The organism is Thiocystis violacea, assembly GCF_016583565.1.
Classification (GTDB): Bacteria; Pseudomonadota; Gammaproteobacteria; order Chromatiales; family Chromatiaceae; genus Thiorhodococcus; species Thiorhodococcus violaceus_A.
The window spans coordinates 56,074-78,786 of record NZ_NRRF01000019.1; the positions used below are offsets into that span (position 1 = coordinate 56,074).

The window sequence follows — 22,713 nt, forward strand, 5'->3', positions numbered from 1 at the left end:
TCGGCGAAGGGGGTTGCGTTGATGGGTTGCGGGGCGGGATGAGGTGCTGTTTGCGCGGGTCGCTGCAGGTGTTGAGGGGCCAGGTGGAGCATGCTGACGAAGGTAGAGACTTCGCGGCTCGGAAACCGCGTTTCCGAGCCGCGATCCGATCCCTTGCCAGAACGGCATTGGATCGGCACCTCTCTAGATGACTAACACCCTGGCGGAGTGCCGATGACGGCTGTGAAGGACGCACCCTTCTCGATCGTCACGCCAGCGCCCGGTGCGACATCGCTCTTGAGGAGAATCTGCGCGCCCGCCTGGAAGCTGACGTTGCTCCCGCTCTTCACCACGAACCTGGGACCGGCGGTGATGGAGTTGCACGCCCGGCGATTCTCCGTCCCTGCCCAGGTCTCGTCGGTGATCAGCAGGTCGTCAGGCGTTCCGACGGAGACGTTCAGCTCGGCGCCAGGGCTGAAGCATTGGTTGCCAGTCGCGGTCTCGCCCGTCACCGGATCGACGCAGGCTCCGATCCACCAGGTTCCCGCCGTGCTTGGCGCCGATACCCGAATGCTGTCCGTTGCGGAATCACCGGCCCTGAGTCCCGGCACCGGGTTGTTGCCGAGCTCCTTGTCCAATCGATCGATTGTCTGATCGGCCGAGAGGAAGTAGCGCAGTGTCGAGGCGGTCGAACCGACCGATCCCAGGTTGTGCACGCTGGCCTTGATCTCAAAGGCGCCACCCGCGGAGACCTTTGCGCTGCTCAGCGCGAGATCCTCGACGGTCAGGTCGGGCCTGCCGCCGACACCGATCTTGACCATCGCGTAGCACTGATTCGTGGTGTCGGATTCTTCCTTCACCGCATCGACGCAAGCCCCGATCCAGTAGTCGCCGGGCACATCGGGGGCGGTTGCCCTGATATCTTGCGGCGAACGCGCCCCCGGTTCGAGCGCCCCGACAGCATCCGTGCCCAGCAGCCTGTCGTCCTTGGAGAGGATCTCATCGGCGGACAGGTAGTAGCGCAGGGTCGTGGCGTCCGAGGCCCCCTCGCCCTGGTTGAGAACCGTAGCGTCGATGGCGAACGTCTGGCCCAGGCTCAGAATGATGTCCGACAGGTTGAGCCGCGCCACGATGAGGTCGGGCCAATCGGGCGTAAAGCTCAGACTTAGCGAGTACTTGTTGCAGCTTCCGCCGCCCCAGCCGTAGACACGGGCGTAATAGGTTCCGCCCGTATTCACGTGATAGGTGATGGACTCGTTATTCGTGGTGGTCGTGGAGCTGGCCAGGGTGCCGCCGCTCGAGTTCAGCAGGCGCAGGTTGATGTCCCCCAAGGCATGGCTGAAGGTCGCGCTGAGATTGAAGGTGCCGCGCCGCGGGGCGACCATCCGGTAGAAGTCCTCCTCCGCGTCCTGGTCGATGCTGAGATTGGAGCGCACATAGGGCAAGGTGACGGCCGTCGCCGCGGCGGTGCTGTCGTTCGGCTCGTTGACGTCCTCCGCCAGCAGGATGGTGAGCGGCGTTGGCGTGTAGCTCGACCCCGTGTAGGCCACGCCGTTCGTGAAAGTCACTGCATTATTACCCTCGTAGCGCTCGGCCCAGGCGCCATTGTCATCGATGACGGCGCCGATGTAGCGCGTCGCGCAGTCGCTCATGGTCGGGATCTGCGCGCTCCAGTTGAAGGTGCTCAAGGTATAGGTTCCGAACGAGCCCCAACTGCCCGTATTGAGCAACTGGTCGCCGGTGGAGATCGTTGCGTTCGTGGATAGGTACACCCCGAAGCGCAGCGGCCCGGTGAACGACTGATTACCACGATTCTCCGCCGTGATGTTGTTGAAGGTCACGATGTCGCCTTCGCGCAGAGTGGTCGGGCTCATCGTCATCCAGCGCGGGAGACTGCCGTCGTGCCACTTGTTGTAGATGACGATGTCTCGCTCGGTGACAGCACTGGCATGCTGGCGGATTCCGACGCGATCATCCATGTAGAGCGTCTCGGCTCGCAGATACTTGCTCGTCCCGCTGTTCTCGATCGAGAGCAGATCGTTCTCATGACTGAGACCTCGACAGTGCCCGAGCTCGTGCAGCACCGTCGACTGGAACCAGGTCGAGTCGTTCGGATTGAGGCTCCAGCCCAGGGTCGGATCCAGCGCGATATCGCATTCGTCGATACGCCCGCTGAAGAACCCGCTCCAGCGGATGGTCCAGGCGAGCGCGGATGCGTACGAAAGACCATACTCGGAGTTGAGCCCCGACTCGGAAAGAAAGCCGATGGTGTTGTCACCGTCGTTGGCGCCGAACGAGAACTGCGGATTGTTGTTGATGCGGAACGGATGCGAGTTGTTCGTCGTATCGACGTAGTTCCATTCCGACATCTGAGATTGGGCCGGCGTGCTCCAGGTCGCGGCGGGAAGCAGGACATCGTCCATCACGATGTTGTCTCCGTCCGGCCACCAGTTGCCGATTACATAGGCATGGCTCGTCGTGACCACGCTGCTCAAACTGGCTGCCGCAAAGAATGACCATGCAGATTTCATTGCACCACCCCCTTTTCCGCCATGACAGCCATGATGAAGTCATCGATCGCCATTGGCGGTTCGGTCGAGCGCCAGTACCTCAGAACCTCCGGACTGAGTTCAGCGTAGGGAACATCTTTCGAGTCAGGCTTTGGCGCGGTTCCGAGCTGGAGCCGGGACGCAGCCGCTTTTGCAGGATTTCGGACGACGACAAGCTGATCCTTCTCCACGGCGACGACGATGTCGCCGTCGTAGACCTGAACCTCCTCTTGCCCCGTGGACGCATTCTTGACCAGACGAAAGAGACCTTGATCGACTCCCGTGATCGGGGCGGCGCTCTTCTCATAACCGGGGCGCAGAAACAGGATATATCTCTGATCGCGCTCAAGCTCCGGGATACCGTCGACGACCATCTGGACCTTCTCGTCATGACCGCCGGCCAAGCGCAGCTGGATACGCTCCTGTGCGGTTCCGAAGAGGGTTTGGTGCACCGCAAGCGTCACGTCGGTGTAGAACATTTGCCCGCCTTCCACGCCCAGTGGCTCGATCGCCGCCGCGTCCTGAGCCTGGAAAGCGGACTCGCCCGACGCGGTCGCTTCCTCCGTGCCGTCGTTCTTGCTGTCCTCATCCGCGCCCTCCGGAATCCGGGCGTCTTTGACCTCGCTCGTGGGTGGGATCGGTTGACCGACGGAGACCGACTGCAGATCGACGACCGTCGCCTCCACGGCAAGCTCGGATGCCGCGGCGAGCTGCTTGAAATCGATCGGAATGACTGTCGTCGCATGACCGGTGTCGGCCATGACGACACCCATGAGGACAATCAAAAGTGGCGCGTGCCGTGCGGTTCCAACTCGGTTACGGATCAGGTGAGTATCGATCATGTGAATCGCCTCATTGCTGAATTTCACTCAAACAGAAAAGCCGCTGCGGTCTACTCGTCCATTCGTTGCAAGCACATTCCTCTACGGAGCCTACGCGAGACTAAATCCTATAGCAACACTCGGACTTATGGCCTGAAAAGTGGGGCGGGTCACTTTTTGTTTGATCATCCAGCGGAACGAGGTGATCCAGTCGCATTGAATACTTCGATATGTCAGGAGTTCTGCAGTGACGAGGATCGCGGGATTCCCTCACCCCAGCACCGCCAGCGGGGGCACGCTTCAAGGACTATCGCGATGTCATCGTCCAGTTCCAGTCAGGTTCTCAGGCAAGACACAACTGCGTTTTTCCAACGCTCGATCAGCTCGGCAGCGGCTCACTATCGACGCTCGCGGGCGGAACTTCTCGGCGGACGTGGGGCGCGTGCGCCTGGCTGGCGCGGGATCGCGTGCGGTCAGGATCGGATGAACTCAGAAGTTGCAGCAGGGGTTCGGTTGGACGGTGACGCGCAAGACAGAGCCAGGAGGTGCCTCAACCGGCAGGAGGGCGTTGAAACCGGCCGATTGTGCCTGTCGGTTGCGCCGCATGAAGCTGGCGTCGGTCTCTGACAGGACTTGCCCGTCCGGACTCATGATTGCGAGATGGACGTGTCCGGGAACGGCCCCGCGCCTGGAGATCCTGCGTGAGGCGCTCCCGTAGACGCGGATGCCGTCGCTGCGTTGCTCGGCCCGCACGGGACCCACGACGACCTCCCTCGAAGCGACCTTCTCGATCGTCAACCCGCGCTCCTCGGGTGTCGCAGGGTTTGTCGCGCACCCCGCTCCCGTCATTGACGACAGCGCGGCGAGGACGATAGCGATACGGATGCCGTGGCTTGGCGCGCGTTCGACCTCATCGATCTTCTTTCTCACTTCATTGCTCCTGAGTTGTGAATCGAGCCCTGCTGGCGCCAGCGCGAGATGCGTGCTGATCTGGCTGTGATCCATGCGTTGAGGTCTGGGAAGGCCGCAACGTCGATTCCATTCCCGACACCTCTGGATGAGTGCCGACCGCAACGCCATGGCGCTGGCTACTCGAGCCTCCCGTACTCCTGCACCGGCACTTGCCAGTAGTGGATTCCGCTGCCGCTGAATTCCCCGCGCAGCGCGGCCAGCACGCTCGTGGCAGCCGGCGTGGGCAGATGAATGAAGAACATGACGCGGCGTGAGCGCCCCGCGACTTGCTCGGCGAGCGTCATGGAGCGCTCGGATGAGCCGTGTCCGGAGACCGGGACGCTGGTGAAGCCGGGTACGTCGTCGCGCTCGAGCAGCCACTCGGCGACAACGTCTTCGGCGGCTGGGGGGACGATGAGATAGAGGAGTTGGTTGGGCATTGGCCAGTTGTCAGTTGTCAGTGGTTTGCGCTGGACGTTGACGCGCCGCCTCATCCTTCACCGAAGCGGCGATAGAGGATTGGGAGCAGGATGAGGGTCAGGGCCGTCGCGGACATGAGCCCGCCGATGACGACGATAGCCAGCGGACGCTGGATCTCGGAGCCGGGGCCGGTGGCGAACAACAGGGGGACCAGGCCGAAGGCGGCGATGTTGGCGGTCATGAGGACCGGGCGCAGTCGGCGTCTGGCACCCTCGACCACGACCTCTTGGATCGGGCGTCCAAGGGCGCGCAGTTGATTGAAGTAGGTCACCATGACCACGCCGTTGAGCACCGCGATGCCGAGCAGGGCGATGAAGCCGACCGAGGCCGGCACGGAGAGATACTCGCCGGTCAGGGCGAGCCCGAAGACGCCGCCGATGAGCGCGAAGGGGACGTTGGCGAGCACCAGCAACGCTTGGCGCACCGAGCGGAAGGTCGAGAAGAGCACCAGAAAAATGAGCCCGAGCGCGATCGGCACCACCAGCGCCAGCCGCGCGGCGGCGCGCTGCTGGTTCTCGAACTGACCGCCCCACTCCAGCCAGTAACCGCTCGGCAGATCCACCTGCTCACGCACGGCCTGCTTCGCCTCCTCGACGAAGCCGACCAGGTCGCGTCCGTCCACATTGGCGGTCACGACCGCCATCTGATTGCCGCGCTCGCGGCTGAGCGCCACCGGCCCCTCGACACGTTCCATGTGAACCAGGTTGGCGAGCGGGGCTGCCCGCCCGTCGGGCAGGGCGACCTGCAGACCGGCGAAGCGTGAGGGTGAGCGCCGCTGCTCCTCCGGGCCGCGGACGACGAGCGGTCGCCGCTTGTTCTCCAGATAGACGGTGCCCACGCGCAGCCCCTCGACTTGAGCGCGCAGCGCGGCAGCGAGTGCATCGGCGTCGATGCCGAGCCGGCCGGCCTCGAGCCGGTCGACGACCAGGTTGAGATACTGTGCGCCCTCGTTGCGCGGGGTGTAGACGTCCTGAGCCCCCTGGATGCCCTCGAGCACGCGGACGATCGATTCGGCCAACTGGTTGAGCCGGTCCTGGTCGCCGCCGAAGACCTTGACCGCCAGATCGCCGCGGACGCCGGTCAGCATCTCGGAGACGCGCATCTCGATCGGCTGTGTGAAGGCATAGTCGACGCCCGGAAAGCGCTCGAGCACAGCGCGGATGGCGTCGATGAGGGCCTCCTTGGTCGCGAAGCGCCACTCGTCGCGGGGCTTGAGTAGGAGGAAGCTGTCGGTTTGGTTCAGCCCCATGGGGTCCAGCCCCAACTCGTCCGAGCCGGTGCGGGCGATGACGCCTGTCACCTCCGGCACGTCCGCCATGATGGCGCGCTGGACACGCTGATCGATGGCGATCGACTCGGCCAGATTGATCGAGGGCAGCTTCTCGAGCTGGACGATGAGATCGCCCTCGTCCATGGTCGGCATGAAGGTCTTGCCGATCTGGGTGTAGAGCAGGCCGGCCAGCACCAGCAGTGCGCCTGCCGCGACGATCACCCAGGCCTGGCGACGCAGCGCCCAATCCAGCACCGGCATGTAGAGCCGGGTCAGCAGGCGCGGCAGCCAGGGGTCGCTGTGCTTGTTTGCGCCAAGCAGATAGGACGCGAGCACCGGAATGACGGTCAGCGACAGCAGCAGCGAGCTGGCCAGGGCGAAGACGATGGTCAGGGCGACCGGCACGAACAGCTTGCCCTCCAGCCCCTGCAACGTCAGCAGCGGCAGGAAGACGATGATGATGATGAGGATGCCCGAGGCCACCGGGACCGCGACCTCCCGCGTGGCCCGATAGATGAGGTGCAGCCGCGGCAGGCGTCCGCCCGCCGCGCCGCGCGCGAGCTGGGTGACCACGTTTTCGATCACCACCACGGCGGCGTCCACCAGCATGCCGATGGCGATCGCCAGACCGCCGAGCGACATGAGGTTGGCCGAGAGCCCGAACTGGCGCATGAGGATGAAGGTCGCCAGCGCCGCCAGTGGCAGGATGAGCGCGACGGTGAGGGCCGCGCGCAGGTCGCCGAGGAAGAGCACCAGCAGGACGAGCACCAGCAGGGTCGCCTCGATCAGCGCCTTGGAGACGGTGTGCACCGCCTTGTCGACCAGCACGCCGCGGTCGTAGAAGACCTCGATGCGCACGCCCTCGGGCAGGCTCGGCCCGAGCGCGTCGAGCTTGGCCTGCACGCTCTCGACCAGGGTGCGCGCGTTGGCTCCGCGCAGGCCCAGGACCAGCCCCTCGACCGCCTCGCCAGCGCCGTTGCGGGTTACGGCGCCATAGCGAGTGAGCGCCGAGCGGCGGACCTCGGCTACGTCCGCGATCCGCACCGGCTGGCGCGCGTCGCCGCCGATGACGATCCCGGCCAGGTCGTCGAGCGTCTGCACGGCGCCCGCGCTGCGCACCAGCAGCGATTCCTCGCCTTCGTCCAGGCGTCCGGCGCCGTCGTTGCGGTTATTGGCCGCGATGGCATCGCGCAGGTTGGCGAGTTGGATGGCGTGCGCGGCCATGCGGGCGTTGTCGGGCACCACCTCAAAGGTGGTCACATAGCCGCCAAGGGCATTGACCTCGGCCACGCCGGGTACCGAGCGCAGCACCGGACGGATGGTCCAGTCGAGCAGGTCGCGTCGCTCCGCCAGGGTCAGGTCGCCGCCCTCGATGCTGAACATGAACATCTCGCCGAGCGGTGTGGTCATGGGGGCGATGCCGCCCTCGACGCCCTCGGGCAGGTCGCCCCAGATGGCGTTGAGCCGCTCGGAGACTTGCTGGCGCGCCCAATAGATGTCGGTGCGCTCGGCGAAGTCCACTGTGATGTCGGTGAGCGCGTATTTGGCGATCGAGCGCAGCATGGTCTGCTTTGGAATGCCGAGCATCTCGACCTCGATCAGGCTGGTGATGCGCGAGGCCACCTCTTCCGGCGTCATGCCGGGGGCCTTGACGATCACCTTCACCTGGGTGGTCGAGACGTCCGGAAAGGCGTCGATCGGGGTCTGCTGGAAGGCCTTCCAGCCGCCGCCGATCAGCAGCCCCACCGCGAGCAGCATCAGCAGCCGCTGGGTGAGGGCGAATTGGATCAGGCGCCCCAGCATCACTCGCCTCCCAGCCAGGCCGCCTTGAGCGCGACCACGCCGCTGATGGCGACCTGGTCGGTGGCCTCCAGCGCGCCGCTCACGACCACGCTCTGCTCCTCCTCCCCGATCAACGTGACCGGCTCGGCCGCGAAGCCGCCGTCACGGGCGACGAAGACATAGGTCGCCTCTCCATCGCGCACCAGCGCGCTCGACGGCAGACGCCAGCCGTGCAGGGTCTCGCCGTCGGAGGGGGCGTTGGCAAGCGCCGTCATCAATTGGACCTCGACGAACTGGCCCGGACGCAGTCCTTGACTGCCCTCGTGGATCTCGGCGCGCACCAGCACGCCCTGGTCGCGGCCGTGGACCATGCGCCCGATGGTGATGATCTTGCCCGCCGTGCCCTGGCGGGTCAGGAAGACCTCATTGCCGACGGCGAGACCAGCGAGCTGGCCGACCGGCACATGGATCTCGAGCCACAGGGGATCCAGCTTGGCGACGCGATAGAGCGGATCGGCGGCGGCCACGGATTGTCCGGTGCTGACCATCTGCTGGAGCACCACGCCGGCGATTGGCGCGTGGATCGGCAGGGTGCTCGACAGCCGCCGGGTCTGGGTGAGGGTGGCGATGTCCTCTGCGGCGAGACCGGCCAGCTCCAGGAGCTGGCGGCGCTGCTCGACCAGGTTCGCCAGCTCGCGCTGCTGGGCCTGGCTCTCGAGCAGCCGGCGCTCGGCGATCACGCCTTCGCGAAGGAGTTTGCGGTCGCGCGCCAGCACGCTCTCCGCCAGCTCGAGCCGGATCAGCCCCTCAAGGTACTGGCTCTGGGTGTCGACCAGGTCCGGGCTGCGCAGCTCAGCGATGACCTGGCCGGCCGCGACCTGCTCGCCCTCGGCGACACGAAGGGTCTCCAGTACCCCGCCCTGGGGCGCGGCGACCACCCGAAGCTGGCGGTTCGGGACGGCGACCTCGGCCGGGTAGCGGCGTGAGAGCCGGGCGTCGGCCGCGAAGGGGGCGATGAGGTCGATGCCGAAGGCGCGCTGCTGCTCGACGTCGAGCGCGATCAGGTCGGCGGCCGGCGCGGCCAGCGGCAGCAGCAGGGCGAGCGCGCCGAGCGCGCGGATGATGGCTGCGTTGCAGCGGGTTGCCATGGAACGGGTTGCCATGGAACGACTCCGACGCTGCGTCGCGCCTTGCCAGACACCACGCCGAACGTGTCCTGGACATGGGGTCCACTTTAGCCCTCCAACCGCCGGAGCGAAGTTGACCATGGAAACTAAACAACAGCTTGAGTCTGGCTGCTGACGGCTGACGACGCGTTCTGAGTTCATTCGGGGACGACTCCAAGGGCTTGATTGAGCATGGCCTGCGCGCGGCCCTGCTCCAGACGGCGCAGCTCCAGGTCCACACTGGCCTGGCGCGCGCGCTCCTCGGCCCGCAGCAGGGTGGTCAGATCGGCCTCGCCCAGGTCGAAGGCGCGGCGGACCAGGTCCAGCGCCTCGTGCGCGAGGCCGTGGCGGCGCTCGGCGACGCTCAGCGCCTCGGCGGCGCCCAATCGGCTCACACGTGCCTCGACGAGCCGCTGCTCGGCCTCGCGTCGGGTCTGATGGAGGGCCGTCATACGCTCGGTATAGGCCCGTTGCGCGGATGCGACCTTGGGCGCCGATTGGCTGGCGAGCCCGAAGGGCAGACTGATCTCCATCTGCACGGCCTGATCGGCGTCCAGCCCGCGCGCGTCGCGCGTGCGGATGCCACCGAGGCTGAGCACCGGATTGCCGCGCCGCTCGCTCTCGGCACGCGCGCGCTCGGCCCGGGCCAGCGCCAGCGCGCTATCGGCGTCGGTCAGGAGGGGATGATCGGGAGGCAGCTCGGCTGCTTCGCCGAGGTCGGACGCGGACTCGAACAGCGGTTCCGGGAGCTGCGCTTGGCCGGTGAGGTGGCGGTAGATGGCGAGCGTGCGCTCATGCGCGACCCGTGCTGCCTGCAGCTCGGCCTCGCGGTCGAGCACATCCTGACGGGCCACCAGCAGGTCGACCCGTGCCAACTCGCCGGCCTTGACGCGCTTGGCCACGGTCGCCTCGAGGGCGCGGGCGCTGGCGAGTGCCTCCTCGGCCTGGCTCAGGCTGCCTCGCGCGAGCGCGCTGTCCCAGAGTGTTTCGCGCACGCGCCCTGCAATCTCCCAGCGCAGTAACCGCGCCAGGGTGTCGGCTTGGCCGCCGAGTGCTGTCGCGACACCGTCTCTGGCGCTGCGTTGGCCTGGCATCCAGAGCGGGAGGTCGACCATGGCCTCCCATTCGTAGGCGCCCTGGTCGCGGTCGACGCGATCCGAGAGATATTTGACACGCAGCGCCGGGTCCTCGGCGACCAGGCTGCCGGCCTGTTGGCGCACCGCATCACGCTCGGCGCGGATGGCGCCGACGCGCGGCTGCTGATCGGCCTGCTCGAGCGCCGAGGACACGGCGTCCCCGAGGCTACCCGCTTGCGCACCGCCGGTAGCGAGCACCAGGAGCGCCATGAGCAGTGCGGGTGGCCGCCGGCGCAAGGGCTGGATGGGCTGAAGGGGCGTTTTGCTGTCCATGGGCGCATGCTAGGGCCCCAAACTGAAACCAACCTGAATGCTCGGACAGAAAGCTTCCCGTCGGCGCGTTTCAGATCACTCACCCAAGCGGAAGCTCGACCTCGGCCCGAAGCCCTCCGAGCCTTGCCGAGCGCGCGAAGCCGATGCGGCCTTGGTAGCTGTCGACGATTTCCTTGACGATGGAGAGTCCCAGCCCGTGGCCGCTCACCTCCTCGTCGAGCCGCACGCCGCGCCCGGTGATGGCGGCGAGCGCCTCCTCCGAGCAGCCCGGGCCGTCGTCCTCGATGCAGAGGATCAGGCATCCATGCTCGATCCCGAGCTCGAAACAGACCCTGGATCTGGCCCACTTGCAGGCGTTGTCGAGCAGGTTGCCGAGCAGCTCCAGCATGTCCTCGCGATCCAGTTCGAGTGGACCCTGGGTGCGGTCGTCCAGCTGGATGTCGACCGGCTTGGGGGCGTGGATCTGGGTGAGGAGGCGGGCCAGGGTCGGCAGCTCCTCGGCGGCCTCGAAGTTGACGCCCGCCCCGCCCGCGCCGGCCAGACGCGCGCGCTTGAGTTGGCGCTCGGCAATGCGATAGAGGCGCTCGATCTGATCGAGCAGTGCCTCCCGGTGCGCTGGCGCAATGTTGAGGCCAGGGTCCCGCAGCTGTTGACGCAGCATGCTCAGCGGTCCCTTGATCCCGTGGGCCAGGTTGCCGGCGGCGGTGCGCGAGCGTTCCAGTCGCTGGTCGAAGCGCAGCAGCAGGCGATTGAGCTTGCGCACCAGGGGCAGGATCTCGGTCGGCCCGTCTTCAGTGAGATAGACGGTCTTGCCGCGCTCGAGTCGCTCGATATCACGATAGACGGACTCGAGCCGGGTGAAGGTCCTGTGCACGACGAGCCGCTGGATCAGCAGGATGAGGGCTAGCCCGACCACGGCCATCAGCGCGAACAGCCGCTCGAAGCCCATGAGCGCGCCGCTCAAGGGCGAGAGGTCCTCGGCGACGGCGACCACCAGATCGCGGCCGTCGACGCGGTAGCCGCCCACCCAGGCAAGCAGGCGCTGCTCGGTCGGTCCGGGTGTGCGCCAGACGGCGGTTCGACCGGCTGCCAGCGTTGGTGGTTGGAGGTCTTCGTCCCACAGCGAGCGCGAGCGCAATCGCCCGCCGCCAGCGACCGAGATGACGAAGTAGTGCCCCGAATAGGGCTGGTCATAGACGGGTGTCAACCGCTCCGCGCCGATCTGCGGCGTCCCGTCCGATGAGACCGAGAGCGCCCCGAGGAGTCCCTCGGCGTCGTGCTCGAGCCGCGAGATCACGAAGGCGTCGGCCGTGTGGTGCAGGGCCTCATGGCCCAGCCACCAGGCGGCGCCGATGAGCAGCACCAGGCTGATGCCGAGTCCGAGGTGAAGCCGTCCCTCGAGCGATCTCATTTGGGGAAGAGATAGCCTTGGCCGCGCTGGGTGAGGATGCGCTCGCGGCCGATCTTCTCGCGCAGACGCCGGATGTAGACCTCGATCAGATTGCTGCCGCGCTCGGTCTCCAGGTCGTAGACGTGCTCCATGAGCTGCGTCTTCGAGAGCAGTCGGCCGGGGTTGCGCATCAGATAGCGCAGCAGCCGGAACTCCGTCCCGGTCAGCTCGCGCACACTGCCCGCTGGGAGGACGACCTGCTGCAGCCCCTCGTCGAGCCGCAGTCCGCCGGCCTCGAGCACTGGGCTCGGATTGCCGGTGGCGCGTCGCGCCAGGGCCTGGATGCGTGCCAGCAGCTCCTCGACATGAAAGGGCTTGCCGAGATAGTCGTCGGCGCCGGCCTTGAGCCCGTCGACGCGTTCGTGCCAGGCATCGCGGGCGGTGAGCACCAGTACCGGCGTGCTCATGCCGCGTGCGCGCCAGTTGCGCAGCACCTCGAGTCCGGGGCGCCCGGGCAGACCGAGATCCAGCACGATGACGTCATAGGGCTCTACCGCACCGAGCGATTCGGCGGTGAGCCCGTCCAGGGCCTGATCGACGGCGAGCCCGGCCGACTTGAGGCTCGGCAGGAGCGCGGCGATCTGAGCGGCGTCATCCTCGACCAGGAGCAGGCGCATCTTCGTCCCTTATCTGTCCGAGTCACGGATGAGTGCCGCGTTCGCGGCGTCCAGCTCCAGCTGGTGAATCTGACCGGCCGCATCCAAGATCTTGATCTCGTAGCGATAGCCGTCATGCTCGCGTTCCAACTCGGCCTCGACGAGCTGCCCGGGCCGCAGTCGGTAGGCGGCCTCCAGCACCTGGCTCATGGGCAGGATCTGGCCGGATTCGCGCAACCGCTTGACCTCGTCGTGGTCCAAGGGTCCGTCGGCGGCGAGACGCGCGGTCATCAGGAGAGCAACGATTCCGATCGTGGATGCGGGCGCGGCCTTATGCATAGAATGAAGTCATTGCCTTGGGTGGCGATCGCGGTCGCGATCCCGACCTTTGTTGCCTCTGTCTCGTATCTCTGAGGCGATGTTGGAGCATCACACTCGACCGTGCCCATGACGGAAAGCGTCGTTGTTTCCGAGATCGACGCGTTCCAAAACGACGCATTTCTCTCCTCGTGTGATTTACGCTAGACGACCAAACTGAATCCGAGATGAATCGGATCACGCGAGTCGCTGGCCTCTCGATCCCTCTGTTTTCGCCTGTAAATAGCCAAACCGCCGCCGAGGATGCGCGGGCGGCGCTCGCTCTCGTGTGAGGAACTGGTTGACGGCGTTGAGTCTTGGCTGCTGGTCATGGAGCGCAAAGTGAAGGCCTGTCATCCTCCACGCCCGATCGTGCTGAGCGGTGCCTGAGGTTGCTCAACCCGCCGAGTCACGCGGTGGCGGCCCGGCGCCTGCGTTTGTGCTCAGGTCATCGGGATACGCAGGATCTGGCCTGGAAAGATGAGGTTGGGGTCGGAGACCAGAGGCTGATTGGCCTGTTGGATGGGCGCCCAGGCGGTCGAGTCGCCGTAGTAGTGCGCCGCCAGCTTGGACAGCGTGTCGCCTGGGACGACGGGATGCTCCTGGTATCCCGATAGCCCGGAAGAATCAAGGGGCCATAGAGGATCGGCAGGGTGACGACATTGATTTCGCCACCGTCCCGAGCGCTGATCTCGAAGAGCTGCAGAAAGAGGCGTGGCAGCTTGAACGCCGCCGTCTCGGGTATTGGGATCTGGGTCTGGAACTGGCGGAAGGCGACGCCGCCGCCCGCGGTGAAGAAGCCATTGACCTCGTCGTGGCCCTCGCCGACCCGGTAGCTGATGCTGGCCTCGAAGGTGAGACTCTCGCCAGCCACCTGGATGGGCGTGCCGACGAGATCGAAGGCGACCGGCTGTTGGATACGAATCATGGCCATGCATCCTCTCCTCAGTGCCTGCCGAATCGTGGCGCTCTCGGTCAGATGAGCCTAGATCCGGGTATGCGGTGGGTCAAGGTACGGCTTGCAATGGTCGTATGTGGACCTTGATCGGCGGCCTCTGACCCAGGCCGACCAGGGCGTCTTCGAAGATCGCCGCGCCGCGGTCCCGAAGGGCGGCATGCCGAGCGCTCAGCCGCCTGCTTTGGGACCCGGCACCTTTCCGAAGGCATCGCTAGGCAGCATGAACACCGAGAACAGGATGAGGAGGTTGATGCCGCTCGCGAGCTGGCTGCCGCCCACGATGGACGCGAAGACTCCGAGGGCGGCGATCGACAGCAGGATCCACCAACCGGGCAATCCGATATCGCGGATGCGTTTCGCGGCGAGGTTGAGGTGTGCGAAGAAGAGCACGCCGAAGACGACAGCGATCAGCAGGAGACCGGCGAGTCCGAGCTTGTCTTGCAGCAGGGCCTGCGCATCCGCGACCTCGCCACCCTGCATCCGTTCAGCCAGCCCGACGGATGCGCCGATGCCGAAGCCGACCAGCAGAATGAGCGCGGAGACGAGAATGTAGTAGCCAAGATAGGGCAGGCGCTTCAGGCGCCCCGTGGTGAGTTCGCCATAGAGAGGTTTGAGCATGGTTCCTCTGTCGCTGTGTGGTCAGTGTTCGGTTCTGTCTCGGCGCCGGCCGGGGATCGCTTCGGACAGTGCCTTGGTCGGTCCAGGTCGCGTCGGCCGGCTGAGATGCGCGGCCAGTGCATCACAACCGCCCCCTGGAAACAACGCTGGCGCGACGTTGGTTCGGCGCGGGACGCGCGGCTGAAGCCGGCCGACCTCCGCCTGCGGGCGCGGATCGAATTCCTGTGCCGCAGTGATCGCTCGGCCTCTCGGCCGCCTGGTGGCATCTCCGTCGGACCCTAGCTTATCGCTCGGGGCTGCGGCGACCCGCCCCCAGGGTTGCAGCCTCCTGTCCACGTCCGGCGCCGCTCGCGTCGGCGGCCCGATCTGATTCACCCGCCGCATCAGGTTCCGCTTGAGCGCGAGCGCCTGGCTGAGTCGGCGCGACGCCCAGCGCGCCGCGGGCCACCTCGATGCCGAAGGTCGCCCCTCCGCCCTGTCTTGTCAGCATCGCGGGCAGACGCGGGCGGATCAGGTAGGTGGTGTCGTCAGTGGCCTTGAGATCCGCGGTCCGCCCCTCGACCTCGCCGCGAAACACGGCGGTGCCAGTCGGGTTGGATGTGTCGATGAGATCGAAATAGGCGGCATCGTTCGCGCTGGTGAGTGCGACCGAAAACCCTTGACCCTTGGCGACCGGGACGGCGTAGGCCGTGCCGCCATCGTCCTGCAGCAGGCCCGTCAAGGTCATGCGGCCGACATCCGGGAAGGTCAGGATCTCCAGTGCCTCGTTCGGGGTGAGCAGCGCGTTCAGGGTGGTGGTGTTCACCGCCGGCAGCTCGACGCCGTCATCGACCCGAACGGGCTGCGTGGCGTCGCAGGCGACAAGGCACAGGCAGACGGCGATCAGAGGCGTAAGGCTGAATGGTTGCGGGATTGGCATCACGTCGGCTCCATGCGATGACGGTGGGCGCCATTCTAAGCGCGGTGGCCGTCGTCATGAATAGAGCCCGGCCGGTCGCGCCTGGCTCGCGTGGGTCTCTGTCCTCAGCTGGCGGACGCTGGCGGAGTGGTCCTGGCCCACAAGAAGTCGGCGATGTGCTGCGTCTCGAAGGCATGCCCCGCCTTCTCGGCGGTTCCCCCGATGTTCATCAGGCAACCGCAGTCCTGGCTGAGCAGCAAGGGTGCGGCGGTCGCAGCGACCGCGGCGGCCTTGTCGGTTGCCATGGCGGCCGAGATCTCAGGCTCCTTGATCGCGAAGGTCCCGCCGAAACCGCAGCATTCCTCGGCGTGATCGGGCTCGACCAGAGTCACATTGCTCAGCCGGGCCAGGAGTGCCATCGCGGCATCGGCGACGGCCATTTCCCGTCTGGCCGAGCAGGAGTGGTGGACGGCGACGCGCACGGGCGGCCCGAGATCCACGAGTGCGATCTGCAAGACCCTGTCGAGGAAGTCGCAGAACTCGACCACCCGATCGGCCAACTGCTCCGCCCGAGCCTGGTCCGCGGTGCCGGCGAACAGCCTGGGATAGTGCACGCGCAGCATGCCGGCGCAGGAGGCGGAAGGGACGACGACGGGCTCCTCGCCCGCCAAGACATCCAATTGGAGCCGCGCGACGCGCCGTGCCTCGTCATGATAGCCGGCGTTGTAGGCGGGTTGACCGCAACAGGTCTGATCCCGCGGGAAGCGCACGCGCACCCCGGCGCCTTGGATGAGTCGCATCGCGGCGAGCCCTGTCTGAGGGCTGGAGAGGTCGACCAAACAGGTGCCGAAGAAGAGGATGCTGTCAGGCTTGGGCATGGGCGTGTCGGATCTCGACGAAGGGTCAGTCCTGATTTCACGGCGAATCGCCGGCCGAGGCAAGTCGCGCGATCGCCAGCGGCTGACGCCGCGCCTCCGCGGGCGAGCGGATGTGCTCCGACCTGGGGTGCGCGGCGTGGGGCCGCTGCGGTTAGAATCGTGCCGCGCGCACAGCCGTTGCGATCGGCGTTCGCGGCCACCCTCGACCGGCATCGCTGCTCAGGAGCCATGATGACCCACGCCTCCCCCCATGACGGGGGCGCTCACACCCAGAGCGCCCCCGGCTCGGATCCGCTGCTGCTCGACACCGAGCAGCTCGAATCGCTCGCCGAGCAGGCCGTCGTTCGCGCCGCGCTCAGACACAGCAACGAGCATCGCATCACCGCACTGGATCGCAAGGACGCCGGGCTGTGGGCCGAGGTCGAGGACGAGGACTCCGGCGACAAGCTCCAGGTCGAGATCGCCCTAGACGTCGAAGGCACCATCCTGGCCGGCTGTGACTGCGGCGGCCCGGACGCCGGGGGCTCGGCCTTGTGTGTCCATGCGCTGGCGGCCCTGTTCGCCTACGCCAAGGGGCACGGGGATGCGCGCCAACTCGCCGACGCGGCGCAGACCGCCATCGAGGAGCGCATCGCCAAGGCGCGCGCCGAGGTGCTGGTCGAGCCCTTGTCCGAGTCGGCCGAGACGGCAGGCTACGGCCTCTGGAGCGCGCGCTCCCTGCAATCCACGACGCATTTCCCCGTGAGCTACCGGGTGCACATCCGTTCGCTCACAGAGCGTGCGAGCCACTGCACCTGCCCCGACTTCGCGACCAACGAGCTGGGGACCTGCAAACACATCGAGGCCGTGCTGCACCGTGTCAGGAAGCGCAAGGACTTCGCCCGCCTGCGGGAGCTGCCCGCCCCCAACGCCTATGTCTATCTCGACTGGGGCTGCGAGGATGCGCCCGTCATCCGCTTGCATCGCGGCGCCGAGCCAACCTCAGTCGAGCTGAGCCCGCTGCTGAGCGAGCACTTCGACGCCGACGGTCGTTTTCGACTCCGCGTGCCGGATGACTTCCTGCGCCTTGCCGATCGGGTGGCCGGCCGCAGCGACCTGCACTTGGGCGATGATGCCCTGAGCTATGCCCGCCGGCTCGCCGAGGACGCGGCGCGCGGCCAGCGGGCCGCCGAGATCGGCGCCCAGATCCGCGCCGGCGGTGGTCGCCTGCCCGGTATCAACGCACGGCTCTACCCCTATCAGGTTGAGGGTGTGGCCTTCCTCGCCGGTCGCGGGCGGGCGCTGCTCGCCGACGACATGGGCTTGGGCAAGACGCTCCAGGCCATTGCCGCGGCCTATTGGCTGCACCAGCACGATGCCGTCGAGCGCGTGCTCATCGTCTGTCCCGCCTCGCTCAAGCTGCAGTGGGCGCGGGAGATCGCCAAGTTTACCGGCACCGAGGCGCATATCATCCAGGGACCGACGGAGACCCGCGGCGTTCAGTATCGTCAGGGGCGCGGCTTCTACGTGGTGAACTACGAGCTGGTGATGCGCGACCACGGCATCATCAACAGCGAGCTGTGCCCGGACCTGCTCATCCTGGACGAGGCCCAGCGCATCAAGAACTGGCGCACCAAGATCGCCAGCGCGGTCAAGCGCATCGCCTCGCGCTACGCCTTCGTGCTCACCGGCACCCCGCTGGAGAACCGGCTGGAGGATCTCTACAGCCTCATGCAGGTCATCGACCCGCGCGTGCTGGGTCCGCTCTGGCGCTACATGGTCGACTTCCACATCACCGACGAGCGCGGCAAGGTGCTCGGCTACCGCAACCTCTCCGAGCTGCGCCGCCGGCTCGGGACCCTGATGCTGCGCCGCGACCGCTCACTGGTGCGCGATCAGCTCCCGGAGCGGATCGTCCAGCGCATCGACGTGCCCATGACCGAGATCCAGCAGGGCATCCATGACGACGCCGTGCATGCCGCCGCCCTGCTGGCGCAGATCATGAAGCGCCGCCCGCTCACCCCGAGCGAGCAGAATCGGATGATGGCCGCCCTGCAGCGGGCGCGTATGGCCTGCAATGCCGCCGGCCTGGTCGACAAGGAGACACAAGGCGCGCCCAAGCTCGACGAACTGGAGAGCATCCTCGACGAGCTGTGCCGCATGGCCGGGCTCAAGGCCGTGGTCTTCTCGCAATGGGAGCGCATGACGGAGCTGGTCGAGCAGCGCATCCGACGCATGGGGCTCGGCTGCGTGCGTCTGCATGGCGGGGTGCCGACCCACAAGCGTGGCGACTTGATGGACCGCTTTCGCGAGGACGACGCCATCCAGGTCTTCATCTCGACCGATGCCGGTGGTACCGGGCTGAATCTGCAGAACGCCGCCGTGCTGGTCAATCTCGACGTCCCCTGGAACCCCGCCGTGCTGGATCAGCGCATCGCCCGCGTGCATCGGCTGGGGCAGCGCCAGAAGGTGCAGGCGATCCTGCTGGTCGCCTCGGCCTCCTATGAAGAGCGGGTGCTGGAGTTGGTGCAGGGCAAGCGGCATCTCTTCGACAACGTGGTGGATCCGGCGGCGACGGAGGATGTCGTCAGCGTGTCCAAGCGGCTGGCCGAGGTTCTCGCGGACGATCTCTCGGCGGAGGCGACAGTGCCGGCGGGCGCCGGCCCGCAGGTCGACGTCGATGCGGAGGATGCCGCCTCAGCCGAAGCGAGCGCCGAAGCGCCGTCACGCGAGGCGGCGCTGGAGGCGAGCCAGCGGCCCGCGGAGGCGGCGTCCGAGGCCATCGTGCGGGAGTGCATCCTGGAGCTGCAAGGGCGTTTCGGCGCCCGTATCCAACGAATCCTCTTTCAGAAGACCGGTGATCCGGCAGGTCGATCGGGTGGTCTCCTGGTCGTCTTGGATCGCGTCGATCAGGAGGACGACAGGGCCATCGAAGCCTTGCTCGAACGGGTTCCGACGGCCCTCATCGACCGCCGCACCCTGGCGAGTCTCGGCCGACTCGGCTCCGCATCGCCCATCGCCGAGGTCGAATCCGTCTTCGAGCCGCAGCCAGACGAGCAGCGCCCCGCGTGCCACCCGCTGTTGCGTCGAGCCAGGGAAGGCGTCGCCGCGGCGACCCTGCTGCTTCAACAGTCATGCCCAGGCCCAACCACCGAACTCATCCTGAGCGCCCTGCTCGCCGCCGCGGCGGTGCGGGCGGGGCGCGATGATCCGCCAACCCCACAGGAAGCGGGCGTCTGGCTCTTCGCCGAGGCCTTGCCGGCGGGTTGGTTGAGTTCGGACGATGCCGCCCTGCTCATGCGCGCGATTGCGCTGGCACAAGGCGCGGACGCCGTTCCCGCGCCGCTGCTCGCCGCCTTGGTCGAGGACGCCGCGACCTTTGTCGAGGGCACGGCCGGGGACTGAGATCGCGACGGCCGACCCTGCCTTCTTGCCGGTGGCCGTGGCTCTCCCCGTGGGGCTGCGTTCGCGGCTTGCTCCCCTCTGGCCTCGGGGTCGCTCGGGACGCAGCTGCGAACCCTGTTACCGTGTGCCAGCGGATTTTCGATGGTGGCACGCCGCCTGCCGGCCGTATATTCTCGCCGCCATCAATGTCGGAGGCTGGTTGAAATGAGTGAGATCCTGCAGTCTGCCCTACTCGCTTTAGGGCTTTTTTCGGCGCTCATGGCCGCGCAATACATGGGTTGGGCGGTTGGCCGGCGTCGGATCAAGCGCTTTGGCGAAGGGGGAAAAGGCAGTTCCGGTGCCGTCGAGGGCGCCGTCTTCGCCCTTCTCGGTCTGCTCCTTGCGTTTACCTTTTCGGGGGCGAACTCCCGTTTTGAGCAGCGTCGCGATCTAGTCGTACAGCAAGTCAATGCGCTTGGGACGGCCTGGATGCGATTGGACTTGCTGCCAGCGGAAGATCAGCCCGCGATTCGCGATCTGATGCGACGTTATGTCGATGGACTGCAACAGTTGGTCGATGAGGCGCAGGAAAAACAGGCGGCGATGGACATGGTCGCCGGTCTACAACAGCTTCAGAACGACATCTGGGCAAAAGCAGTCGCATCGGCGCATCGCGATGGCCGCCCGCAGGTCGCCAGCCTTCTGCTTCCGCCGTTGAACGACAGCTTCGACTTCACGACGACCCGGGCCGCCATGGCAAGAATGCATGTGCATCCTGGCATTGTCTGGTTCTTGGTGGCACTGGGAATCCTGGCTGCCTTGCTTGCTGGTCAAGCGCAAGCCAATAGCGAGCGATCGGATCTCCTGCACATGCTCATCTTCGCCGGACTCATTGCCGCGACACTCTACTTCATCATGGATTTCGAATTCCCACGCCTGGGATTCATCACGCTGGACTCGACCGATGTCTTCATGCGCGAGCTGCGGGCAAGCCTGAACTGACGATTCAGTCTTGAGGGAGCTGTTGGCCCCCGGCTGCCAGCTGGAATGGGAACCAGACCGTGTTCGCCGCGTGCCGGCGAATTTCGATAGCGACGCACCGCCTGCCGACCGTATATTTGTGGCCGCCATCAATTTCGGAGTCTGGTTGAAATGAGTGAGATCGCGCAGTCCGCCCTACTGGCCTTGGGGCTGTTTTCGGCGCTCATGGCCGCGCAATACATGGGTCGGGCGGTTGGCCGACGTCGGATCGAGCGTCTTGGCGAAGGGGGGAAAAGCAGTGCCGGTGCCGTCGAGGGCGCCGTCTTCGCCCTTCTGGGCCTGCTCCTGGCCTTCACCTTTACGGGCGCGGACTCCCGTTTCGAGCAACGTCGCAATTTGGTCGTGCAACAAGTCAATGCGCTCGGGACGGCCTGGATGCGATTGGACCTCCTGCCGACGGAAGATCAGCCCGCGATTCGCGATCTGATGCGACGTTATGTCGATGGGCTGCAACGGGTGGTCGACGAGGCGCAGGACAAAAAGACCGCGATGGAGATGGTCGCCGGTCTACAACAGCTTCAGAACGACATCTGGGCAAAGGCTGTCGCATCGGCGCATCGCGATGGCCGCCCGCAGGTCGCCAGCCTTCTGCTTCCGCCGTTGAACGACAGCTTCGACTTCACGACGACTCGGGCCGCCATGGCAAGAATGCATGTGCATCCAAGTATTGTTTGGTTCCTGGTGGCGCTGGCGATCCTAGCTGCCTTGCTTGCCGGACAAGCGCAAGCCAATAATAGCGAGCAATCGGATCTCCTGCACATGCTCATCTTTGCCGGACTCATTGCCGCCACACTCTACTTCATCATGGACTTCGAGTTCCCGCGCCTGGGATTCATCACGATGGATTCAGCCGATGTCTTCATGCGCGAGCTGCGGGCAAGCCTCGATTGAGCATTTAGGGATAGCGTGGGTGCGGAACGAAGGTGCTCAGATACCTCTGGTCTGGATCGCCCAGCTTGCGCGCCGTGGCCTTGGTCATCAGTTGAACCCGTAGGGTGGACGAGCGAGAGCGAAGTCCACCGAATCCCGCGCCGTTCACTTCGACAGTCGTCTCGCGGAGCTTGAGCCTCGCTCACGTGAGGCTCTCCGGCTAACGAGCATGTAGGCGTGGCAGCACCCCGGAAAATGAAACCATGGCGGTCGCTCGCGACACCGCAGAGCGGTGTCGCGAGATGTTTGCTGTTTCACGGTAACCCCTGCGGGGCTCGCTATGGAAGACTGCCCAACTTGGTCTGGACATAGCGGGGAAGCTGCCCATGGAGGCGAAGCATTGGCGCAAGCCCATCACGTGCTTAATGATGCCGAAAACCCATGCTCCGGCGAAAAGACTCAGGACGCGGTGACCTTCTCCGTAGCCTTTAGATCCTTGACGGCATCCGTGACAGCCAGCAAGTCCTCTTGCGCAATGGCTTGAAGGCGCGGGTCTTGGACAAGGCGCACGCAGGACGCTGCCCCCGAGGTGTCGAGTGCGCGCGCGCGGTTCTTCGCCAAGCTGGCCCAGCCCTGGTCCGTCGTGTCGCCGGCGGCCATTTCCTCAAGCTGTTTTTCCGCGCGCGCGAAGATCGCGTCAGCATGTTGCTTCAAACTGGTGTGGGCCATCACGCGGGCGATCTCACCCTGCGCCATGACTCGACCGAGAGCATCCTCGATCTTGTCGCTCTCCCGGAGGGCAAGTTGGAAGTGCCGTTCGGCGAGCCGCTCGTTTTGGTCCGCCAGCGCCAGATAGGCATAGGCTCGGGCATGAGCCTCGGTGGTGGAGATCGCGTCCAGAATGGATGCGGTATCCGACGTCTGTCCGGCGAAGATACGCTGTTGAAGCAGTCTGAGGAGATAGCCGTCGCGTCGTTGCCCGGCCGTCAGCTTTCGACTGGCGTCGATCGCGCGTCGCATATCGCCGGTCTGGGCTCTCCACTTAACCGGAGTTCCTCCACGGACGGTTTGCGGGAGGGAGGTCGAGGCTTGGCGGGTGGCCATTTGCCCTCGGCGGGGTGGGGAGTACTGTTCGGGGTCGCTGGGTCAGTGCGAGTTCCTTGTAGCGCACAGGCTCGTTCGCAATCGCGAGTTCGAGTACCCGGTAGAACACCATCCCACGGCTGCGGGACCGCCGGCGGTTGAAGCGGAACACGAACTCGTTCAGGTAGCTGGCA

Annotated in this window: 18 protein-coding genes and 1 pseudogene; 3 read left to right on the plus strand and 16 right to left on the minus strand. The window is 66.0% G+C overall.

The genetic code is table 11. The features are described from left to right. Nucleotides 1-191: 191 nt before the first annotated feature. The 14 genes from CKO23_RS10130 to CKO23_RS10195 form a co-directional block, all read right to left on the minus strand. Nucleotides 192-2,510, minus strand: a complete 2,319-nt coding sequence (locus CKO23_RS10130) for a CARDB domain-containing protein (RefSeq protein WP_200330640.1) — start codon at nt 2,508-2,510, stop codon at nt 192-194. Then, complete coding sequence (locus CKO23_RS10135; protein WP_200330642.1) at nt 2,507-3,370, minus strand: hypothetical protein; 864 nt, start codon at nt 3,368-3,370, stop codon at nt 2,507-2,509. The genes CKO23_RS10130 and CKO23_RS10135 overlap by 4 nt, the downstream gene beginning before the upstream one ends. A 468-nt stretch (nt 3,371-3,838) precedes the next feature. Then, on the minus strand, nt 3,839-4,279 hold the full coding sequence (locus tag CKO23_RS10140; RefSeq protein WP_200330643.1) for a hypothetical protein: 441 nt from the start codon (nt 4,277-4,279) through the stop codon (nt 3,839-3,841). Between the two features lie 158 nt (nt 4,280-4,437). Next, on the minus strand, nt 4,438-4,740 hold the full coding sequence (locus tag CKO23_RS10145) for a DUF3240 family protein (protein WP_200330645.1): 303 nt from the start codon (nt 4,738-4,740) through the stop codon (nt 4,438-4,440). Between the two features lie 50 nt (nt 4,741-4,790). Continuing rightward, nucleotides 4,791-7,853 carry an efflux RND transporter permease subunit gene (locus CKO23_RS10150; RefSeq protein WP_200330647.1) on the minus strand — a complete coding sequence of 1,021 codons (3,063 nt, stop codon included), beginning with the start codon at nt 7,851-7,853 and terminating at the stop codon, nt 4,791-4,793. Next, nucleotides 7,853-8,995, minus strand: a complete 1,143-nt coding sequence (locus CKO23_RS10155; protein ID WP_242482341.1) for an efflux RND transporter periplasmic adaptor subunit — start codon at nt 8,993-8,995, stop codon at nt 7,853-7,855. Before CKO23_RS10155 ends, CKO23_RS10150 begins: the two co-directional genes overlap by 1 nt. Before the next feature lie 161 nt (nt 8,996-9,156). Beyond that, nucleotides 9,157-10,407 (minus strand): TolC family protein, encoded by a 1,251-nt coding sequence (locus CKO23_RS10160; RefSeq protein ID WP_200330649.1) that lies wholly within the window; start codon nt 10,405-10,407, stop codon nt 9,157-9,159. A 79-nt stretch (nt 10,408-10,486) separates the two neighbouring features. After that, nucleotides 10,487-11,818 carry an ATP-binding protein gene (locus tag CKO23_RS10165; protein ID WP_200330651.1) on the minus strand — a complete coding sequence of 444 codons (1,332 nt, stop codon included), beginning with the start codon at nt 11,816-11,818 and terminating at the stop codon, nt 10,487-10,489. Beyond that, nucleotides 11,815-12,474 (minus strand): response regulator transcription factor, encoded by a 660-nt coding sequence (locus tag CKO23_RS10170; protein WP_200330653.1) that lies wholly within the window; start codon nt 12,472-12,474, stop codon nt 11,815-11,817. The genes CKO23_RS10165 and CKO23_RS10170 overlap by 4 nt, the downstream gene beginning before the upstream one ends. 9 nt (nt 12,475-12,483) lie before the next feature. After that, the gene (locus CKO23_RS10175; protein WP_200330655.1) at nt 12,484-12,792 is read right to left on the minus strand and encodes a PepSY domain-containing protein; all 309 of its coding nucleotides are present in this window, start codon (nt 12,790-12,792) and stop codon (nt 12,484-12,486) included. 466 nt (nt 12,793-13,258) lie between these two features. Continuing rightward, nucleotides 13,259-13,744: a Gmad2 immunoglobulin-like domain-containing protein gene (locus CKO23_RS26880; RefSeq protein WP_200330657.1), complete on the minus strand. Its 486-nt coding sequence runs from the start codon at nt 13,742-13,744 to the stop codon at nt 13,259-13,261. 192 nt (nt 13,745-13,936) lie between these two features. Further along, nucleotides 13,937-14,386 carry a DUF805 domain-containing protein gene (locus tag CKO23_RS10185; RefSeq protein ID WP_200330659.1) on the minus strand — a complete coding sequence of 150 codons (450 nt, stop codon included), beginning with the start codon at nt 14,384-14,386 and terminating at the stop codon, nt 13,937-13,939. A 283-nt stretch (nt 14,387-14,669) separates the two neighbouring features. Next, nucleotides 14,670-15,305 (minus strand): hypothetical protein, encoded by a 636-nt coding sequence (locus tag CKO23_RS10190; RefSeq protein WP_200330661.1) that lies wholly within the window; start codon nt 15,303-15,305, stop codon nt 14,670-14,672. Nucleotides 15,306-15,409: 104 nt separating this feature from the next. Beyond that, nucleotides 15,410-16,162: a (Fe-S)-binding protein gene (locus tag CKO23_RS10195; RefSeq protein WP_200330663.1), complete on the minus strand. Its 753-nt coding sequence runs from the start codon at nt 16,160-16,162 to the stop codon at nt 15,410-15,412. 231 nt (nt 16,163-16,393) lie between these two features. On the opposite strand from CKO23_RS10195, the gene CKO23_RS10200 reads away from it, so the two are divergent. From CKO23_RS10200 to CKO23_RS10210, 3 genes are all read left to right on the plus strand, one after another. Next, complete coding sequence (locus tag CKO23_RS10200; protein ID WP_200330664.1) at nt 16,394-19,546, plus strand: DEAD/DEAH box helicase; 3,153 nt, start codon at nt 16,394-16,396, stop codon at nt 19,544-19,546. Nucleotides 19,547-19,687: 141 nt separating this feature from the next. Beyond that, a complete protein-coding gene (locus CKO23_RS10205) occupies nt 19,688-20,527 on the plus strand; it encodes a DUF4239 domain-containing protein (RefSeq protein ID WP_200330666.1) in 840 nt (279 codons plus the stop codon). A 150-nt stretch (nt 20,528-20,677) separates the two neighbouring features. Then, the gene (locus CKO23_RS10210) at nt 20,678-21,457 is read left to right on the plus strand and encodes a DUF4239 domain-containing protein (RefSeq protein ID WP_200330668.1); all 780 of its coding nucleotides are present in this window, start codon (nt 20,678-20,680) and stop codon (nt 21,455-21,457) included. A 438-nt stretch (nt 21,458-21,895) separates the two neighbouring features. Here the strand turns inward: CKO23_RS10210 and CKO23_RS10215 are convergent, their stop codons facing one another. Next, nucleotides 21,896-22,456 carry a hypothetical protein gene (locus CKO23_RS10215; RefSeq protein WP_200330670.1) on the minus strand — a complete coding sequence of 187 codons (561 nt, stop codon included), beginning with the start codon at nt 22,454-22,456 and terminating at the stop codon, nt 21,896-21,898. A gap of 133 nt (nt 22,457-22,589) precedes the next feature. Then, nucleotides 22,590-22,713 (minus strand): annotated as a pseudogene (locus CKO23_RS26885) (IS1595 family transposase); the annotation flags it as partial.

What these genes read in the sequence shown, in the direction of transcription:
- CKO23_RS10130 (WP_200330640.1), bottom strand. Translation starts at nt 2,510, where the DNA reads ATGAAATCTGCATGGTCATTCTTTGCGGCAGCCAGTTTGAGCAGCGTG.
- CKO23_RS10135 (WP_200330642.1), bottom strand. Translation starts at nt 3,370, where the DNA reads ATGATCGATACTCACCTGATCCGTAACCGAGTTGGAACCGCACGGCAC.
- CKO23_RS10145 (WP_200330645.1), bottom strand. Translation starts at nt 4,740, where the DNA reads ATGCCCAACCAACTCCTCTATCTCATCGTCCCCCCAGCCGCCGAAGAC.
- CKO23_RS10150 (WP_200330647.1), bottom strand. Translation starts at nt 7,853, where the DNA reads ATGCTGGGGCGCCTGATCCAATTCGCCCTCACCCAGCGGCTGCTGATG.
- CKO23_RS10155 (WP_242482341.1), bottom strand. Translation starts at nt 8,995, where the DNA reads ATGGCAACCCGTTCCATGGCAACCCGCTGCAACGCAGCCATCATCCGC.
- CKO23_RS10160 (WP_200330649.1), bottom strand. Translation starts at nt 10,407, where the DNA reads ATGGACAGCAAAACGCCCCTTCAGCCCATCCAGCCCTTGCGCCGGCGG.
- CKO23_RS10165 (WP_200330651.1), bottom strand. Translation starts at nt 11,818, where the DNA reads ATGAGATCGCTCGAGGGACGGCTTCACCTCGGACTCGGCATCAGCCTG.
- CKO23_RS10170 (WP_200330653.1), bottom strand. Translation starts at nt 12,474, where the DNA reads ATGCGCCTGCTCCTGGTCGAGGATGACGCCGCTCAGATCGCCGCGCTC.
- CKO23_RS10175 (WP_200330655.1), bottom strand. Translation starts at nt 12,792, where the DNA reads ATGCATAAGGCCGCGCCCGCATCCACGATCGGAATCGTTGCTCTCCTG.
- CKO23_RS26880 (WP_200330657.1), bottom strand. Translation starts at nt 13,744, where the DNA reads ATGGCCATGATTCGTATCCAACAGCCGGTCGCCTTCGATCTCGTCGGC.
- CKO23_RS10185 (WP_200330659.1), bottom strand. Translation starts at nt 14,386, where the DNA reads ATGCTCAAACCTCTCTATGGCGAACTCACCACGGGGCGCCTGAAGCGC.
- CKO23_RS10190 (WP_200330661.1), bottom strand. Translation starts at nt 15,305, where the DNA reads ATGCCAATCCCGCAACCATTCAGCCTTACGCCTCTGATCGCCGTCTGC.
- CKO23_RS10195 (WP_200330663.1), bottom strand. Translation starts at nt 16,162, where the DNA reads ATGCCCAAGCCTGACAGCATCCTCTTCTTCGGCACCTGTTTGGTCGAC.
- CKO23_RS10200 (WP_200330664.1), top strand. Translation starts at nt 16,394, where the DNA reads ATGACCCACGCCTCCCCCCATGACGGGGGCGCTCACACCCAGAGCGCC.
- CKO23_RS10205 (WP_200330666.1), top strand. Translation starts at nt 19,688, where the DNA reads ATGGTGGCACGCCGCCTGCCGGCCGTATATTCTCGCCGCCATCAATGT.
- CKO23_RS10210 (WP_200330668.1), top strand. Translation starts at nt 20,678, where the DNA reads ATGAGTGAGATCGCGCAGTCCGCCCTACTGGCCTTGGGGCTGTTTTCG.
- CKO23_RS10215 (WP_200330670.1), bottom strand. Translation starts at nt 22,456, where the DNA reads ATGCGACGCGCGATCGACGCCAGTCGAAAGCTGACGGCCGGGCAACGA.